At 63.3% G+C, this 16,117-nt stretch carries 12 protein-coding genes; 8 read left to right on the top strand and 4 right to left on the bottom strand.

Going from position 1 to position 16,117, the window contains the following annotated elements:
• Positions 1–23: 23 nt before the first annotated feature.
• The 4 genes from AB8B20_RS25140 (at position 24) to smc (ending at position 6,210) form a co-directional block, all read left to right on the top strand.
• A complete protein-coding gene (locus AB8B20_RS25140; RefSeq protein ID WP_068733204.1) occupies positions 24–368 on the top strand; it encodes a DMT family transporter in 345 nt (114 codons plus the stop codon).
• A 616-nt stretch (positions 369–984) separates the two neighbouring features.
• On the top strand, positions 985–1,257 hold the full coding sequence (locus AB8B20_RS25135; protein ID WP_439073217.1) for a hypothetical protein: 273 nt from the start codon (positions 985–987) through the stop codon (positions 1,255–1,257).
• 496 nt (positions 1,258–1,753) lie between these two features.
• A complete protein-coding gene (locus tag AB8B20_RS25130; protein ID WP_439073218.1) occupies positions 1,754–2,335 on the top strand; it encodes a DUF262 domain-containing protein in 582 nt (193 codons plus the stop codon).
• A 410-nt stretch (positions 2,336–2,745) separates the two neighbouring features.
• Positions 2,746–6,210, top strand: coding sequence for a chromosome segregation protein SMC (gene smc, locus AB8B20_RS25125; protein ID WP_439073219.1), 3,465 nt, complete (start codon positions 2,746–2,748; stop codon positions 6,208–6,210).
• A gap of 75 nt (positions 6,211–6,285) precedes the next feature.
• Here smc and AB8B20_RS25120 read toward each other — a convergent pair whose 3' ends face one another.
• Positions 6,286–7,302, bottom strand: a complete 1,017-nt coding sequence (locus AB8B20_RS25120; protein ID WP_439073220.1) for a DUF6892 domain-containing protein — start codon at positions 7,300–7,302, stop codon at positions 6,286–6,288.
• 123 nt (positions 7,303–7,425) lie between these two features.
• Between AB8B20_RS25120 and AB8B20_RS25115 the strand changes: the two genes are divergently transcribed.
• Both AB8B20_RS25115 and AB8B20_RS25110 read left to right on the top strand, forming a co-directional pair.
• Entirely contained in the window at positions 7,426–8,391 is a 966-nt protein-coding gene (locus tag AB8B20_RS25115) for a small ribosomal subunit Rsm22 family protein (protein ID WP_439073221.1), read from the top strand.
• Positions 8,392–8,600: 209 nt separating this feature from the next.
• Positions 8,601–8,981 carry a COG4315 family predicted lipoprotein gene (locus AB8B20_RS25110; protein WP_439073222.1) on the top strand — a complete coding sequence of 127 codons (381 nt, stop codon included), beginning with the start codon at positions 8,601–8,603 and terminating at the stop codon, positions 8,979–8,981.
• Between the two features lie 192 nt (positions 8,982–9,173).
• Here AB8B20_RS25110 and AB8B20_RS25105 read toward each other — a convergent pair whose 3' ends face one another.
• Positions 9,174–12,140: an autotransporter outer membrane beta-barrel domain-containing protein gene (locus tag AB8B20_RS25105; RefSeq protein ID WP_439073223.1), complete on the bottom strand. Its 2,967-nt coding sequence runs from the start codon at positions 12,138–12,140 to the stop codon at positions 9,174–9,176.
• A gap of 320 nt (positions 12,141–12,460) precedes the next feature.
• On the opposite strand from AB8B20_RS25105, the gene AB8B20_RS25100 reads away from it, so the two are divergent.
• Together AB8B20_RS25100 and AB8B20_RS25095 are read left to right on the top strand one after the other, a co-directional pair.
• The gene (locus tag AB8B20_RS25100; RefSeq protein ID WP_439073224.1) at positions 12,461–13,021 is read left to right on the top strand and encodes a LemA family protein; all 561 of its coding nucleotides are present in this window, start codon (positions 12,461–12,463) and stop codon (positions 13,019–13,021) included.
• A gap of 139 nt (positions 13,022–13,160) precedes the next feature.
• Complete coding sequence (locus AB8B20_RS25095) at positions 13,161–14,324, top strand: M48 family metallopeptidase (protein WP_439073225.1); 1,164 nt, start codon at positions 13,161–13,163, stop codon at positions 14,322–14,324.
• A gap of 5 nt (positions 14,325–14,329) precedes the next feature.
• Here the strand turns inward: AB8B20_RS25095 and AB8B20_RS25090 are convergent, their stop codons facing one another.
• Positions 14,330–14,962 (bottom strand): hypothetical protein, encoded by a 633-nt coding sequence (locus tag AB8B20_RS25090; RefSeq protein WP_089262445.1) that lies wholly within the window; start codon positions 14,960–14,962, stop codon positions 14,330–14,332.
• Between the two features lie 111 nt (positions 14,963–15,073).
• Positions 15,074–16,060 (bottom strand): acrylyl-CoA reductase (NADPH), encoded by a 987-nt coding sequence (acuI, locus tag AB8B20_RS25085; RefSeq protein WP_439073226.1) that lies wholly within the window; start codon positions 16,058–16,060, stop codon positions 15,074–15,076.
• Positions 16,061–16,117: the final 57 nt, after the last annotated feature.

Here is a 16,117-nt window from a genome sequence, read left to right as displayed (position 1 = left end):
TTCCTGAACGTCCGAGCCCTTTCATGACCCCGACCTTCCTCAACTACGCCGCGCTCGGCTGCGCCATCGTGCTGGAGACCATCGGCACGGCGCTGCTGGCTCAGTCGCAGCAATTCACGAAGCTCTGGCCGACGTTCGGCATGGCCGTCTGCTACATCCTGTCGCTCTATTTCCTGTCCCATGCGCTGAAAGTGATGCCGGTCGGCATCGCCTATGCGATCTGGAGCGGGCTCGGCATCGTGCTGATTTCGGCGGTGAGCTATTTCGCGTTCCGGCAGGCGCTCGATCTCGCCGCCATCATCGGCATCGGCTTCATCCTGACCGGCGTGGTCATCGTCAACGCGTTCTCGGCCAGCGCGTCGCATTAGCGCGCTGCCGCGCCGTCATCTTCTCTGATTTTTCGCTTCAAACAGCCAAGCTCTCGCAGTCTCGCGGCGCTTGCGCGTCCGAGGTGTGAGCAGTCCCCTCCTGAAACATGAGGGGCGGCGGCGCGCCATCAGGCGCAAAGGGTGGTGTGTGTCGCGATCCGCTCCACCGGAACGCCGGCAAGCTGCAACCGCGCAACGCCTTGAGGGCGCGCCACCGCGACGTCTTTTTAGCTTCGGGACCGTTCTTCCGGGTAAAGGGCAGAGCTCCGCACTCCGCTGATCCCGACGATTTCGCGCCGTTCACCAATACCACGTCCAGCCAGCATGAGTGGCAGAGCCCCGTAGTGGGCCCGGACGGTGACCCCAAGCCTCCCGAGTGTGCGGGGTACGTCACCCCACACCCGCAGGCGCCGCATCCTGTCCCACCTCAAGACGCCTCATGAAGCGCCCCTCGCGAACCGGATAAGATTTGATTATAATCTTATAGGAAAACTGTCAAGTTCCCGCCGGGCATTTTTTCGATGCCGGATGCAACTGAAGCCGCGCTCATGCGTTCACGTAGTTCACCCAAAAGAATGGTTCAGTCCCCCTCGTCCAACCCGATGAGACTTGCCCCATGCCGACACGCGCTAGCCACCTGCCGCATTATGTCGAGCGCACCGCGCTTCAGAAATTGCGCGATACGCCGGGCCTGCTTGCGCCGCATTTGATGCCTGCCGGGCCGAAGACCCTGTCCAAGATGGTCGCCAAGACCTGGATCGCGCTCCAGGCCGGCTCGCTGGTGCGTTATTGCATCACGCCCGAAGGCGAAGCCGCGCTGAAGGCCAAAATCCCGATGCCGCACAGCGCACAGACTCCGCCCGCTGACACCCTAGCAGCCCTGCGATAGCAGCCCGGCAGCAGCCGCGAGGCGATAGCCGCGCCACGCGCCTGCCGGATCTTAACGGATGGCGCGCTTGCAGATTAACCCTGATTCCAGGTGTAAACGCGCGTTAAGGAACGCTTAAGCGCCATCTCCGCATTCTCATCCCATTAGCGTGAGGGGCGTATCATGTTTGAAAATTTCATCTGCGAGATCATCGGCCTGGCATTTCTCGGCCTCTGCATCGCCGTGCTCGGCGCACCGCAGCAGCGTCGCCCGAATGGGTATGCACGGGACGTGTGAGGCCAAGCCTCCAACTCCAAGCCCTGACACAAACTCCATTGTAACACACAGCCAGCGGGCCAAGCTATCTCGCCCACGCCAACTCGCATACCACGCCGAGCCCCGTTAGCCTTTGTAGTGCTCCTTAGACCTCAGCTCATTTGCTATAGTACGGAAATGAACGTATTTCAGATCAACAGATCTGAAATAGCATTTCTGTTCTGAGATAATTGGGCCCTGAATGCGCAACTCAAAGTCCGTACTAAAGAGCTTCAATGAAGCTCAGGCTCAGCTGGTTGTACAAACTGCAGACTTGCCGCTTGGCACACTTGCGGGAATGGTGGACAGCGGCGCAATCGACCTTCAACCGGGCTTCCAACGGCGAGAGCGCTGGAACACAGAAAAGCAATCGGCACTGATTGAATCTTTTCTATTAAATGTCCCAGTCCCCCCCGTTTACCTCGCGGAAGAAGAGATCGGCACTTACACCGCAATTGACGGAAAGCAACGCCTCCGCGCAATCGCAGACTTTATTGGAAATCGCCTGCCCCTCCGACATTTGGATCGGCTAGACGACGTCGAAGGCCTCTATTTTCGGGACCTCCCGCCCGAAATAACCAACGCGCTTTTACTGCGGCCATTTCTTAGAGTTGTGACACTCCTAAAACAGACAAACGTGACGCTAAAATATGAAGTCTTTCTCAGACTTAATAGAGGAGGCGAATCGCTCAATGCTCAAGAAATCAGAAACGTCGCCTTTCGCGGAAGCATGAACGAAGCGATCTATGCGTTGGCAGATAGCCCCCGCGCATTACCTCGCTGAACCTCGCTGATCCTTCCAACACCATCACGCTTGGATCATCGAATACTCGGACAGGTCGATCTTCAACCTAGTCTGGCAGACACCTGACTGACCGACGCAGATGGGCGGCAGAGCTTCTTGGACGGTGAAATCCACCAATAGAAGCCGTGCTCCTCCGGCATCCTCTTTAAAACAAGCCCTTTTTCACGCCCTCCCCCACCTATCCCCCGCAAAACCCTTGGGAAAAGCGGGGTTCCGCGGTTGCGCGACTGCCCTCGTCTCGCCATTGTCCGGGCCAATGAGAGCCGCGACCAGCGAGTCTCCACCCGCGCGGCAGATGCATTTATGCTATTGTTCGTGCTGGGGGATTCGCGCTCTGCCGGGGCTTTTTCGATAAAGTGGCCTGTTCGGCTAACCAGAGTACCGTATCCATGAAACTCACGCGTCTGCGCCTGCACGGATTCAAGTCGTTCGTCGAACCGACCGACTTCATGATCGAGCCCGGTCTGACCGGCGTCGTCGGCCCCAATGGCTGCGGCAAGTCCAATCTGGTGGAAGCGCTGCGCTGGGCGATGGGCGAGACCTCGCACAAGTCGCTGCGCGCCGCCGACATGGACGCGGTGATCTTCGCCGGCTCCGGCAACCGCGCCTCCCGCAACCACGCCGAAGTGGTGATGACGATCGACAATACCGATCGCACCGCGCCGGCCATGGTCAATGACGCCGAGATTCTCGAAATCTCCCGCCGCATCGAGCGCGAAGCCGGGTCGCAGTACCGCATCAACGGCCGCGACGTGCGCGCCCGCGACGTGCAGATCCTGTTTGCCGACGCCGCCACCGGCGCGCGTTCGCCCGCCCTCGTCCACCAGGGCAAGATCGGCGAAATCATCCAGGCGAAGCCCGAGCAGCGCCGTCGCGTGCTGGAAGACGCCGCCGGCGTTGCCGGCCTGCATGCGCGCCGCCACGAGGCCGAGCTGCGTCTGAAGGCCGCCGAAACCAATTTGACTCGCGTCGAGGATGTGATCGGCCAGCTCTCGGGCCAGATGGAAGGCCTGAAGAAGCAGGCCCGCCAGGCGATCCGCTACCGCGAAGTCGCCGGCAAGGTGCGCAAGGCCGAGGCCATGCTGTTCCACCTGCGCTGGCTGCAGGCGCATCAGGACAATGCCGAAGCCGCGACGCTGCACGACCAGTATGTCCGCGATCTCGCCGAACGCACCCGCGAACAGGGTGAAGCCGCGCGCATCCAGGCGATCCGCGCCAGTGAATTGCCCGCGCTGCGCGAGGCGGAAGCCGCCGCTGCCGCCGGCCTGCAGCGCCTGACCAATGCCCGCGACATGCTCGACCGCGAGGAAGAGCGCGCCAAGGAGCGCGCCGCCGAGCTCGACCGTCGCCTGACGCAATTCGAGAGCGACGTCGCGCGCGAGATGAAGCAGTCGGAAGACGCCGAATTCGCGCTGCTGCGTCTCGACGAAGAAGACGCGATGCTCAAGGAAGAGATCATGCAGCGCGTCGAGCTGCGTGGCGGCGTCGATGACCGCGTCTCCGAGGCCGAGGCCGTGCTGGCCGCCGCCGAGCGCACCTTCACCGAACTCACCACCGCCCATGCGGACATGACCGCCAAGCGCAACCAGTTGCAGTCCAACGTGCGCAGCCAGGCCGATCGCCTCGCGCGTCTGGGCCAGGAAATCGCCAGCGTCGAGGCCGAGATTGAGGCGCTGACGGCGCAGACGTCAGGCTTCGGCGACCTGGACGAACTCGCCGCCCTGATGGAGACCTCGCAGGAAATCCTGCTGCAGGCCGAAGGCAGCGTGGCCGACAACGAGGCCGCCCATGTCGCGGCACGGCAGACACTGGAAGCCTCGCGCGCGCCGCTCAACGACGCCGACAGGAAGGTGCAGCGGCTCGAGACCGAAGCCCGCACGATTTCGAAGATCCTGAACGGCGAGACCAAGAACCTGTGGCCGCCGATCATCGACGGCGTCAGCGTCACCAAGGGCTATGAAAAGGCGCTCGGCGCCGTGCTGGGCGACGATCTGGACGCGCCGGTCGATCCGTCCGCACCGATGCGCTGGACCAATGCCGGCGATCACGCCAACGATCCGGCGCTGCCTGCGGGCGTGGAATCGCTGGCGTCGCATGTCAATGCGCCGGCCGAACTCGCACGCCGCCTGAAGCAGATCGGTGTCGTCTCCAAGGATCAGGGCGCGGCCCTGGTGTCGCAGCTACAGACCGGCCAGCGGCTGGTGTCGCTGGAAGGTGACGTCTGGCGCTGGGACGGTTTCGTCGCCGGTGCGCATGCGCCGACCGGCGCTGCCCGCCGTCTCGCCGAGCGCGCCCGCCTCACCGATATCGAAGCCGATCTGGAAAACGCCAAGATCGACGCCATTGCCAAGCGTGAAGCGCTGGAAAGCGCCGAACAGGCGCTGAAGGCTGCGGCTTCGGCCGAAGGCGCATCGCGCGATGCCCTGCGCAATGCCCGCCGCGATGTCGACCAGGCCCGCGAGCGCCATGCCAATGCCGAGCGCGAGATCAACCGCCATGCGGCCCGCCGTGCGACGCTGACCGAAGCGCAGTCGCGCCTCTCCAACGATCGCATGGAAGCGGAAGCGGCGCATGAGAGCGCGCATGCCGCGCTGGAATATCTGCCGGAAAGCTCCGACGCCGAGGCGCAGCTCGCCAGCGTGCGCGGCGAGATCGAAGGCCATCGCCGCGGCGCAGCTCAAGTGCGCGCCGAAGCGCAGGCACTGGCCCGCGAGGCCGAACTGGCCGACCGCCGCCTGCAGGCGATCATCGCCGAGCGTACCGACTGGGCGAACCGCAAGACCTCCGCGGCCTCGCAGATCGAGACCGTTGCCGCCCGCGTCGCCGAAGTGACGCGCGAGCGCGCGGAACTGGAAGACGCACCGGCGCTCTATCTGCAGAAGCGCCGCGCGCTGATCTCGGAAGTCGAGAGCGCCGAACAGGCGCGCCAGCTCGCCGCCAATGCGCTCGCCTCGGCCGAGAACGCCATGCGCGAGACCGACCGCGATGCCCGCGGGTCGCTGGAGGCTCTCTCGGCCGCGCGCGAAGCCTGCGCCCGCACCGAGGAGCGCATGGAAAGCGGCAAGCGCCGCCTCGAGGACATCGAGCGCGAAATCCGCGACATGCTGGAAGTCGAGCCGGAAGGCGTCGCGGCGCTGGCCGAAGTCCGTCAGGACGATACGTTGCCTCCGCTGGCCGACATCGAAGCCGATCTGGAAAAGCTGCGCCGCGACCGCGAGCGTCTCGGCGCCGTCAACCTGCGCGCCGAGGAAGAGCTCAACGAAGTCGAAGGCACGCATAACGGCCTCGCCACCGAGCGCGACGACCTCGTCGAAGCCATCAAGAAGCTGCGCACCGGCATCCAGAGCCTGAACAAGGAAGCCCGCGAACGGTTGATGACCTCGTTCGACATCGTCAACGGCCACTTCAAGCGCATGTTCGTCGAACTGTTCGGCGGCGGCGAAGCCGAGCTGAAACTGATCGAGAGCGACGATCCGCTCGAAGCCGGTCTCGAAATCGTCGCCAAGCCGCCCGGCAAGAAGCCGCAGACCCTGTCACTGCTGTCCGGTGGTGAACAGGCGCTGACCGCGCTGGCGCTGATCTTCGCGGTATTCTTGACCAACCCGTCGCCGATCTGCGTGCTGGACGAAGTCGACGCGCCGCTCGACGACCACAACGTGGAGCGCTTCTGCAGCCTGCTGCATGAAATGTGCGCCTCGACCGAAACGCGCTTCATCACCATCACGCACAACCCAATCACCATGGCGCGCATGCACCGCCTGTACGGCGTGACGATGGCTGAGCGCGGCGTGTCACAGCTGGTGTCGGTGGATCTCGAAAACGCGGTGAAGATCCTCGATCAGGAAGTGGCGTAACTCTTCCTTGCCCCCCCCCGCGCGAAGCGAAGCTTCGCCAGGTGGGGAGGGCAAGACAAACAAAGCTCGCCTCCCCTACGCGTCGATGCGCACCGCGACGCCACGCGCCTTTAACGCGGCGATCAAAGCCGGATCGCGGATGGCGGTTTCCGGGAATGTCAGCTTCTTCAGCGCAGGGAGCTCGAGCAGACGCCCGGGATTGTCGCACACCGACGGCAGTTGCAACGTTTCGAGCTTGCCGAGACCGACGAGATCCGCCGCATCCAGCCGCTCGATCATCGCGATGCAGGTGAGCTGCCGCAGGTTCTGGCACAGGCCGATCCCGGCCGTACTGGAAATGTCGAACTCTTCGCTCTCGCCGTCCCAGAAATAATAGCAATAGGGATAGATCTCGCTGCCGCCATCGAAGGTAATGGCCTCGACCTTCGCCAGGTCCGCCTCGGTCAGGGGATAGCGCACCAGATAATCGTAGGCATCGCTGATCAGATCGTAACCGTCCTCCTCGAGATCGACCGCGCGTTTCAGCACGAACGCGGCGAGATCCCCGGGCTCGGCCAGATCGAGCGCGCCGCTCTCCAGCAATGACGACATCACGGCGAGTTTGAAGTTCGGATCGCCGAAGGGAGCGCCGGGCGCACCGGCGGCCACCGGATACGCCATCGGCTGCTTGTCCGGATAGACGGCCGCTGGATTGCGCAACGAGATCGCGTAAAGCTCCTGCCAGCGAAACGCCAGCGCAAGCTTCGTCGCATGCGAGACGTCGGCGACAAAATACATGGAATCGTAGACCGGCGCGCGATGCGACAGCGCGAGCTGCGGCAGCGCCGCCAGGGCGTCCGCGACCGGCATACCGATCCGCAGACCGAGAACACCTGGCGCGGCGGGGAACGGCTCGCGATAACGAATAGCGCCGATCCGTCCCGCTGTATCGATCTGCGCTTCAAAGCCGTGCTGCTTCGACAAGGCGGTGACACGGCCCTGCTGATGCGGCGCAGGTTCGCACCAGCGCGCACCAAGCGCGCGGCTGAGATCTTCGCGCGCGTCGCCGGGCCGAAGCGCCGCAAGTGCGGTGAAATTGACCGGGTGATCCATCGTCGATATTCCTGTCTTGGCGTCACCGACGCCATGTGGTGAGAAGGCCTGTTGGTGTCGCAGCCGCGGCCTCGGGTTCAATACGAAGGTCGCGGCGCACCGCGACAACATGACGGACCACCGATGTCACCCGACCTCCCGGCCGAACTCACCGCCGCCCTCAACGCCCGCCTGCACGGCTTCTCGCGCAATGACGCCGCGGAGCGCTCCGACGCGATCTCGAAGACCTATCGCAGTGGCGGCGGCTCGACGACCATCCGCAACGAGAGCGACGCACTGGCCTATGCGCTCGCCCGCATGCCGGCGACCTATGCGGCGGTCGTCGCCAGCCTCAATGCGCTGCAGGAGACACGACCGGACTTCGCACCGACCACGCTACTCGATTGCGGCGCCGGGCCGGGAACGGCGACATGGGCCTGCGCCGAAGCCTTCGCGTCGCTCGCTTCGTTCACACTGCTCGATGCCAATCCCGCTCTGCGCACCCTGGCGCTTGGTTTGGCGCAGGACAGCCACCGCATCCCCGCGATGAACTACACGCTCGGCGACGCTGCCGCGACAATCGCCAATGCCCCATCCGCCGATCTCGTCATCGCGAGCTATGTCATCAACGAACTCAACGATCTCGCGCGGACAAAACTCGTCGCGGCGATGTGGACGAAGACGAATGATACGCTTGTTATCGTCGAGCCCGGCACGCCGTCGGGCTATCAACGCATCCTCGATGCGCGTGCGCAGCTCATCAAGAACGGCGCGCATGTGATTGCGCCCTGCCCGCATGACGATGCATGCCCGCTGGTGAAGCCGGACTGGTGCCACTTCAGCCAGCGGCTGCAGCGCTCCCGTGTGCATAAACAACTCAAGTCTGCAGAACTTCCCTATGAGGACGAGAAATTTATTTACGTCGCGCTGTCGCGTGCGCCGATCGCCCAGCGGCCTTCGCGCGTGCTTGCGCAACCGGTGACGACAAAGATCGAAATCACGGCAAAACTCTGCACAAATGCAGGCGTTATCGCCGCGAATGCACCGCGCCGCGACAAGGCGAAGTATGCCAAGTTCCGCAAGCTCGATTGGGGCGATGCGGTTACCTGACCCATCGGTCGTCATTGCGAGCGCAGCGAAGCAATCCAGCCCTGCCTCGCTTGTGCTTACTTGCTTGCTTCGTCGCTGCGCTAAGGGGAAAGCTGAAAGCTTTCCCTGACCTCGCAATGACGTGGAGAGGCCATGGGAATAATCCAACCCACCCGGCGTTTGTTCTCCTGACGCGACTGCGTCGCCCAATCATCAGGAGTACCGCTGCAATGACCAAATCATTCGCCGCCCTCGCGGCTCTGACTCTCATGCTCGCCTCAAGCGCCGCTTCGGCGCAGGCGCTGAAGACCGCCGACACCGCCAAGGGCAAGACCTTCGTCGATGCCAAGGGCATGACGCTCTATACTTTCGACAAGGATGCCGGTGGCAAGTCGATGTGCAACGGTCCCTGCGCCGAAAACTGGCCGCCGCTGTTCGCGGTGGACGATGCCAAGCCGAGCGCCGACATGACCATCGTCGTGCGCGACGACGGCAAGAAGATGTGGGCCTATAAAGGCAAGCCGCTCTACACCTTCAAGAAGGACACGGCCGCCGGCGACACCAATGGCGACGGCTTCCTGAACGGCGCCTGGCATATGGCGAAGCCGTAAGGACGACTTACTTCCCCTCCCCCCCAGCGCAGCGAAGCTGCGCGCCGTGGGAGAGGGTGCCTGAGCGCAGCGAAGGCGGGAGAGGGCCTTGCTTGTGGCGCCCCCTCTCCCGTCTCGAACATGCTTCGCATGTTCGATCCACCCTCTCCTACCAACGCAGCTTCGCTGCGCTGGGGGAGAGGGGAAGAAAGATCAGAACGAATGCCGGATGCGGCCCATCACCTGATGCGCGACGGCGTCATTGCTGCCGACGATCGCATCATAGTTCACCGACAGTACCGTGAGCGGCGCAAGCTTGCCGGACAGGCCGGCGCCGATCACGCCGCGATCACGCAGCGCGCTGCCGGTCGCGGTGATGAACGAACCCGGCAGCGTGGTATCGGCGAAGCTCGCATTGATGCCGCGCACGCCATCGCTGAATTCATGCAGCCAGGCCAGCCGCAATTCCGGCGTCAGCACGCCGCCATTCAGCGCGTAGTCATAGGCGAAGCGTGCGCCGACGCTCGAGCGCAGCGATTCCGAACTGTCCGAGCCGACCACCAGCGCCGCAGCGCCGCCGCGTTCGGCGAAGCCGTCGGTCATCACCCGCGTATATTGCAGGCCGATCTCCGGCGTGACGACCCAGCCGCTGACGCGCAGGTCTGTGCCGACCGTGCCGCGGATCGCATAGTGATCGCCGCTGAACGCCGCGGTGTTCGTCGTGCCGACCGCCACGCGCGTGGTGTCGTAATCGCTGAAGCCATAGAGGCCCATGGCGGTCGCGAACCAGCCGGGCGCCTGATAGGTGCCGTAGCCGCCGATGGTACCGGTCGAAATCTTGGTGTGGCTGCCGACATTATCGATATCGCCGCGGGTCAGCGCGTAGCCACCGAACACGCCGGCGACGATGCTGTCCGTGATGCGCCGGTCGTAGCCGGCAAGCACGTTGACGGTGTTCGACTTGAAGCCCGGCGCGTCAGTTCGCGCGCCTTCACGGGCGAAGCTCGCGCCCGACGTGATGAACAGGCCCTGTTCGGCAGCGACAGCCACCGGACGCAGACCGGGCAGAGCCTTGGTCACCGGCGCATAGGCCATCGCATCGGCGGCATTGCCGCCCCAGCCGGCATCCGCCAGCGCAGAACTTGCGCTGCCAGGGAATCCCGTCACCGCAGCTAGCGCACGATCGGCACTGAAATTCTTGTCGAACATGCCGCCATCGAACATCGCCAGCGCGTTGCCGACACCGGACATGTCGGTGCCGAGGCCGCCAAGGCGGTTCTGCGTCAGGTGTTGGCCGACCAGCGAGGTCGTCTGGAACGCGTCATTCATGGTCATGCGGCCGAGGCCCTGATAGGCCGCGGGCGTGAGCTGCGCCAGCGCCGCGCCGACATCTGCCGAGCTGGCAACGCTGTCGAGCAGGTTGACCACCGAACTGCTGGTGGCGTTGGCCGGCAGATTGTCGAACAGCGAGGCGACGCCGAGCGAGCCCGCGCTGGCAAAGGACGCGAACGAAGACGACGTTCCGGTGATCACCTCGAACGAGGTATAGAGCGTACCGCCGATATTCACGGTCTGACCGGCCTGTAGCGCAGCGCGCTTGGCGTCGGTGAGGCCCGCTTTGTTGTAGTTCAGCGTATCCGTACCAACGCCGCCATCGACGAGGCCGACGATCCGCGAGCCCTTCATGATGTTGACGGTGTCGTTGCCGCCTTCCATGTTCACGGCGCGGCCGGTGTTGCCGATGATGGTGCCGTAATTGGTCAGCACGTCATTGCCTTCGCCCATCTGGATCGCCGAACCATCGCCGCGGATGAAGCGGGCGGAGCCGGTACCGGTATAGGTGACGCCGTTGAGGGTGCCGACGGAATTGGGATCTGCCACGCCCGTATTCATCAACACGATCGCATTTGGGTCTGGGATCGCGCCATTGCCGATGATGGTGCCGTAGTTGACGATCGCGTCGTTATTGATTGCCGGCGTTGCCGTGCTCTTGTTTTCGAGACGGATCGCGTAGCCATTCTGGCCAATAATGGTGCCGCCGACGTTGTTTATGATCGTCGTCGCCGCCACGCCGCTCCGCGTCCCATCAGCGTTGGAATCATTGTTCACAACGATGCCGTAGGACGCGCCGCTGATTGTACCGAAGTTGGTGACGGTACCACCGCCGATCGACAGGCCTTCGCTGTTGTTGGCGCGACCGTTGTTGTCGAAACCACCGGCACCGGTACCTTCGATAATGCCGTAATTGGTGATGGTTGCCGCGAGGTCGATATCAACGCCGTCACCATCGCCGTTGAGCGACGCAACCCCGGCATTGGTGAAGATATTGCCGGCGCCGGCATAGGCGCCCGTGATCCGCCCGTAGTTGAACACAGTGCCGGTGCCATCTGAGCCGACGCCCGAGCCGTTGCGACCGATGATCGTCGCGCCCGCGTCGTTGACGACATTGATGTCGACACCGGCATTCACGCCGTGCCGCGCGCCCGAAATGAGTCCGCTTCCGGAGTTGATGACCTTGACGCCGGTCAGATTGCCCGCATCGATCGCATCGGAAATATCAGCGCCGCTGCCCGTATTCGCTCCAAAGCTGCGGATGATTCCGAAATTCTGGACCGTTGCATTCTGTCCTGGGCGCACGGCATCGGTCGTCGTCGCTTCGATAATGCCTGTCGCGCGATTGATGACGGTGATGGTGACGCCGTTGTTTGCAACCGGCCGGATATCGACTGCATTGCCCAGCGCCGCAAAGCCGGTGCCGCCTGCCTGGATGAGACCGGCATTGTCGAGAAGAATGGTGCCGCTCGTGAGCACCGTGCTGATCCGGAATGCGTCGTCGGACGACGAACTCAAGACCGCACCGATGTTGTTCAAGAACGTAAAGGTGCGTGACGTGGTCGCCCCCGTTGAATTAACGGCGCGGGCACCTGTGGCGGCGATGGTGCCGGAATTGATAACAGTGTTGGACGAGCCATTCCAGATCACGGACACAGCGCCGGTCGTCGACAGCGTGCCACCACTATTGACGGTCAGCGTGTCGGTCGTGGTGAGCGTCTTCTGGGTTGTGTCCGGCGCGCCCGGATTCACCACATAGTCCGTCGCCTCCGCCGTCATCGGCGCGAACAGCGCCGCCACAACAACGCCCATCGCAAGCCGGCTCGCGCCGTTACGCCATTCCAACATCACAGTTCATTCCCCAGCCCAAAGGTTAGGATTTCATTAGGTTTTGCGCATGACGGTTGGATGACGAATGGCACATGCGCGCTAACCCGCAGGCATTGAGCGCAAAAGTCTCGAAGACCGATGCAATGTTGCAACGTTGCAACACTTCCGGCTTGCACGCATGCCATGCAGGTTCTGCGGTGACCTCTTCGCCTCGCCACCTTGAACGTATTCCACCCTCGCGGCGACCAATCCGTGCCGCGACGTGCCTGCGGCCCCTGCTCTGCGGCCGCATGATCGGCTAGGCTTTGGGTTTGGTGGTTTCTTTTGGGGGTTCTTACATGTCGACCGGCTGGATCGTTCTTGGCGTCATCGTTGTCCTGATCTTCCTGGCATTTGCTGCCTACAACCGGCTGGTGGCGCTGAGCCAGCGGGTCAACCAGTCCTTTGCCGATATCGACGTGCAGCTCAAGCAGCGCCACGACCTGATCCCGAACCTGATCGAGACCGTGAAGGGCTATGCGGCCCATGAGCGCGGCACCCTCGACGACGTCATCAAGGCGCGCAATTCGGCGATGAACGCACAGGGCCCGGCGCAGGTCGGCGCCGCGGAAAACCAGCTCTCCGGCGCGCTCGGCCGGCTGATCGCATTGTCCGAGGCCTATCCGGACCTCAAGGCCAATACGAACTTCCAGCAGTTGCAGACCGAGCTCTCGGACATCGAGAACAAGATCGCCGCCTCGCGCCGCTTCTTCAACAATGCCGTGTCCGAATACAACACCGGCATCCAGCAGATGCCCGCGGCGCTGTTCGCCGGCACCTTCGGCTTTCACCCGAAGGAGTTCTTCGACCTCGGCGAGACCCGCAAGGAGGTCGAAGCCGTGCCGCAGGTCAAGTTCTGATCCTCAGACCCAGAACACATGCCCCCCACGTCATTGCGAGCGCAGCGAAGCAATCCAGAAAGCTATAAGCGAAGACTGGATTGCTTCGTAGCAAGAGCTCCTCGCAATGACGGCTGATAGTGAATCCTAGGACTGCATCATGGCCGCCTATGGTCTCTATACGCATATTGCCTCGAACAAGACGCGTTCGATGCTGCTGCTCGCGGGATTGTTCCTGCTGATTTACGTGATGGTGTTCGCCGGCGCCCTGATCGGCGAGGTGGCGGTCAACAGCAACGGCTCGGTCGCCTATTACATCAATGCTGCAACACGCGACCTGATCAAGGCGCTTCCCTTCGCCACCATCGGCGCGGTGCTGTGGATCGTCATCGCCTATTTCGGTCATCAAAAGATGATCGATAGCATCACCGGCAGCGAAAGTGTGACGCGGCAGGAGCAGCCGCGACTCTATAATCTCCTTGAAAACCTCTGCATCTCGCGCGGCATACCGATGCCGAAGCTGAAGGTGATGGACAGTGATGCGCTGAACGCCTTCGCCACCGGCCTCAACCCGCGGCAATATTCCGTCACGGTCACGACGGGCCTCCTGCGCGCGCTCAACGATGACGAGATGGAAGCAGTGCTCGGCCACGAGCTGACGCATATCCGCAACGGCGACGTGCAGCTGATGGTAGTCGCCGTCATCATCGCCGGCGTGGTCGGCTTTGCGGCTGAATTGTTCTTCCGGATATTCATCAATTCCGGTTTCCGCTTCGGCGGCAGCCGATCATCGCGATCGTCTTCCTCGTCTGACAGCGACAGCAAAGGCTCTGGCGGCGGTGCAGTCATTGTCATCATCATCGCGGTGGCGCTGATCGCGCTGGCCTGGGCATTGTCGCTGGTGGTGCGCTTCGCGCTGTCGCGCTCGCGCGAACTGCTGGCCGACGCAGGTTCGGTGGAGCTGACCAAGAATCCCGACGCCATGATCTCGGCGCTGCGCAAGATCGAGAATCGCGGCGAACTGCCCGGCGCGACTTCGGCCGTGATGGAGATGTGCATCGACAATCCCCGCGAGGGTTTTGCCGATCTGTTCGCGACACATCCGTCGGTGGATTCGCGGGTGGCTGCATTGGTGAAATTCGCCGGAGGACACGACCCCGGCCGGATGGCACTGCCGTCCGATACGGATGCGCCCGGAGAGGCCGACGACACGCCGCCGCTCCCGCCGCGCTCCGGCCCATGGAGCAACGGCAAATCGCCTACAGGCAGCGCGCAGGAGCCGCTACGGGGCCCGCTCAAAGGCCCTTGGGGTCGCCACGCTTAGCTTGCTTAGTTGGTGGATTTGCGCAGTTCGAGCGCTTCGGTCTTTTCCGGCTCCGGCGTCTTGGCAATTTCCTTGGCCGGCTCGGACTTGATCGATCCGACGGCGTCGATCTTGCTGCTCTCGACGCGCGGGGTCGAGACGCGGGTCACGGTGTTGTCGGCGCCAGCGGAAGCATCGGCCGAACGGGTGGTGGACGGCGCGCGCAGCGAGCGCGGGGCCGACAGCGAGCGGGCCATCAGCATCTGGCCGCGGCCGCCCTGGTGGCGGAAATCGCAATAGGCGAAGCCCATGCCGGAGACCGAGCCGCGGAACGAGCGCTCGTCATTCTTGTTGAGATTGAAACACGGTTCGAACGGGATGCCCTTGATCGAGGCGCAGATGGCTTCGCCGCGGACCTGCAGCGTATTGCCCGGCAGGCGCATGTTGCGCGCCGGACCGGAGCCCGAGAACTGCACAGCGCCCGCCGCACCGCCATCGTCGAACACGCGGCCTGCGCCGCGGGTGCCGTCGAAACAGGTGAAGGCAAAGACCTTGCCGGCAACAAACTTGCGGGCCTCTTCGGCCGTCATCGACCCAGCCAGCGCGGGGGTCGCCACCGTGGCGGCAAGCACCGCTCCCAACACATAACGCGCAACCATAGGATACTCCGAACAACCGAGCGCGGATGACCGCCTGATGTCTTTACCCGCTGCTTACCATACCAACCGTGGCAACAATGGAGCAGGTTGGTTGGTAAAGTCTGAACGTCGTTAGCCGATCTTTACCACGATTCGCCCGCGGACCTGCCCGGCGAGCACCTTGGCGCCGGCCTCGATCACCTGGTCCAGCGGAATTTCATTAGTAATTTCAGCAAGTTTTGCGTGATCCAGATCCGTCGCCAATCGCGCCCAGGCCTGCTGCCGCAGCTCGATCGGGCACATGACAGAATCGATGCCGAGAAGACACACGCCGCGTAAAATGAAGGGTGCAACCGAAGATGGCAGGTCCATGCCGGCTGCGAGGCCGCAGGCGGCGACGGCGCCGCGATACTTTGTCATCGACAGGAGATTCGCGAGGGTGGTCGAACCGACGCTGTCGATGCCGCCCGCCCAGCGCTCCTTGGCCAGCGGCTTGGCCGGGCCGGACAGCTCGTTGCGGTCGATGATCTCGCTGGCGCCAAGGCCCTTGAGATAGCCCTCCTCGGACGTGCGCCCCGTCGAGGCGATGACCTGGTAACCGAGCTTCGACAGCACCGCGATCGCCACCGAGCCGACGCCGCCCGCCGCCCCCGTCACGACGATCGGGCCATCGGCCGGCTTCAGCCCGTGCTTCTCCAGCGCCAGTACGCTGAGCATTGCGGTGTAGCCGGCGGTGCCGACCGCCATGGCGTCGCGGGTGGTCATGCCGGCCGGCAGCCGCACCAGCCAGTCGCCTTTCACGCGGGTCTTTTCGGCATAGGCGCCGAGATGGGTTTCGCCCATGCCCCAGCCATTGCCGATCACCTTGTCGCCGGGCTTCCAGTTCGGATTCTCCGAGGATTCCACCGTGCCTGCGAAATCGATGCCGGCGATCATCGGAAAACGCCTCACCACCGGCGCCTTGCCGGTGACGGCGAGGCCGTCCTTGTAATTCACCGTGGACCATTCGACCCGCACGGTGACGTCGCCATCCATCAATTCGGATTCGTCGAACTGCGTCAGCGCAACCGTGGTGCCTTTATCAGCCTTGTCGATGCGGACAGCCTTGAACGTTCCCAACACGCCACTCCCGAGTTTTTGCTTGTGATTTCCGTTGCCGAATTATGCCGCGCCGTT

Source organism: Tardiphaga sp. 866_E4_N1_4, from assembly GCF_052076075.1.
Classification (GTDB): Bacteria; Pseudomonadota; Alphaproteobacteria; order Rhizobiales; family Xanthobacteraceae; genus Tardiphaga; species Tardiphaga robiniae.
This window is presented reverse-complemented; position numbering and strand designations above follow the sequence as displayed.

What these genes read in the sequence shown, in the direction of transcription:
- AB8B20_RS25090 (WP_089262445.1), bottom strand. Translation starts at nt 14,962, where the DNA reads ATGGTTGCGCGTTATGTGTTGGGAGCGGTGCTTGCCGCCACGGTGGCG.
- AB8B20_RS25110 (WP_439073222.1), top strand. Translation starts at nt 8,601, where the DNA reads ATGACCAAATCATTCGCCGCCCTCGCGGCTCTGACTCTCATGCTCGCC.
- AB8B20_RS25130 (WP_439073218.1), top strand. Translation starts at nt 1,754, where the DNA reads ATGCGCAACTCAAAGTCCGTACTAAAGAGCTTCAATGAAGCTCAGGCT.
- AB8B20_RS25140 (WP_068733204.1), top strand. Translation starts at nt 24, where the DNA reads ATGACCCCGACCTTCCTCAACTACGCCGCGCTCGGCTGCGCCATCGTG.
- AB8B20_RS25135 (WP_439073217.1), top strand. Translation starts at nt 985, where the DNA reads ATGCCGACACGCGCTAGCCACCTGCCGCATTATGTCGAGCGCACCGCG.
- smc (WP_439073219.1), top strand. Translation starts at nt 2,746, where the DNA reads ATGAAACTCACGCGTCTGCGCCTGCACGGATTCAAGTCGTTCGTCGAA.
- AB8B20_RS25095 (WP_439073225.1), top strand. Translation starts at nt 13,161, where the DNA reads ATGGCCGCCTATGGTCTCTATACGCATATTGCCTCGAACAAGACGCGT.
- AB8B20_RS25115 (WP_439073221.1), top strand. Translation starts at nt 7,426, where the DNA reads ATGTCACCCGACCTCCCGGCCGAACTCACCGCCGCCCTCAACGCCCGC.
- AB8B20_RS25100 (WP_439073224.1), top strand. Translation starts at nt 12,461, where the DNA reads ATGTCGACCGGCTGGATCGTTCTTGGCGTCATCGTTGTCCTGATCTTC.
- AB8B20_RS25120 (WP_439073220.1), bottom strand. Translation starts at nt 7,302, where the DNA reads ATGGATCACCCGGTCAATTTCACCGCACTTGCGGCGCTTCGGCCCGGC.
- AB8B20_RS25105 (WP_439073223.1), bottom strand. Translation starts at nt 12,140, where the DNA reads ATGTTGGAATGGCGTAACGGCGCGAGCCGGCTTGCGATGGGCGTTGTT.